A 968-nucleotide genomic window follows, 5' to 3' on the forward strand; every position below is an offset into this window, starting at 1 on the left:
TTTGACGACCCGCGATGCTTGCTCACGTTGCGAGGTTGTCTGGCGTGCGTGTAGTCAGTCCGCCGCGAGCCCTCGGAAGGACATCTGTTGGCAGCCTCGCGCAACGCCTCCGCCGTACCCGCTGGTCCCCGTCGCGTCTCTTTTTCGCGCATCCAGGAGCCTCTCGAAGTTCCTGACCTTCTCGCTCTGCAGACCGAGTCGTTTGATTGGCTGCTCGGAAACGAGAAGTGGAAGGCCCGGGTAGAGGCGGCTCGTCAGGCCGGGCGCAAGGACGTCCCGACCCAGTCGGGCCTCGAAGAGATCTTCGAAGAGATCAGTCCCATCGAGGACTTCTCGGGGACCATGTCCTTGTCGTTCCGCGACCACCGGTTCGAGCCGCCGAAGTACTCAGTCGATGAGTGCAAAGACAAGGACATGACCTTCTCCGCCCCGATGTTCGTGACGGCGGAGTTCATCAATAACACCACTGGTGAGATCAAGAGCCAGACGGTGTTCATGGGTGATTTCCCGCTCATGACGCCGAAGGGCACGTTCATCATCAACGGCACCGAGCGTGTCGTGGTCTCGCAGCTGGTCCGTTCGCCCGGCGTCTACTTCGAACGCAATGTCGACAAGACGTCGGACAAGGATCTGTACGGCTGCAAGGTCATCCCGTCGCGTGGTGCCTGGCTCGAGTTCGAGATCGACAAGCGTGACAGTGTCGGTGTGCGCATCGACCGTAAGCGCAAGCAGGCCGTCACCGTGCTTCTCAAGGCACTGGGATGGACCAGCGACAAGATCCTCGAGCGGTTCGGCCAGTACGAGTCGATGCGGGCCACCCTGGAGAAGGACCACACGGCCGGCCAGGATGACGCGCTGCTGGACATCTACCGCAAGCTGCGGCCGGGTGAGCCGCCGACCAAGGAGTCGGCGCAGACTCTGCTGGAGAATCTCTACTTCAATCCCAAGCGGTACGACCTGGCCAAGGT

The 968-nt window shown here is 61.5% G+C and carries 1 pseudogene; it reads left to right on the forward strand.

Annotated features, from left to right (window positions below):
- Window positions 1-87 precede the first annotated feature (87 nt).
- Window positions 88-968 (forward strand): annotated as a pseudogene (locus Q9G87_RS60340) (DNA-directed RNA polymerase subunit beta); the annotation flags it as partial.

It is taken from the genome of Nonomuraea turcica (genome assembly GCF_030718205.1).
Classification (GTDB): Bacteria; Actinomycetota; Actinomycetes; order Streptosporangiales; family Streptosporangiaceae; genus Nonomuraea.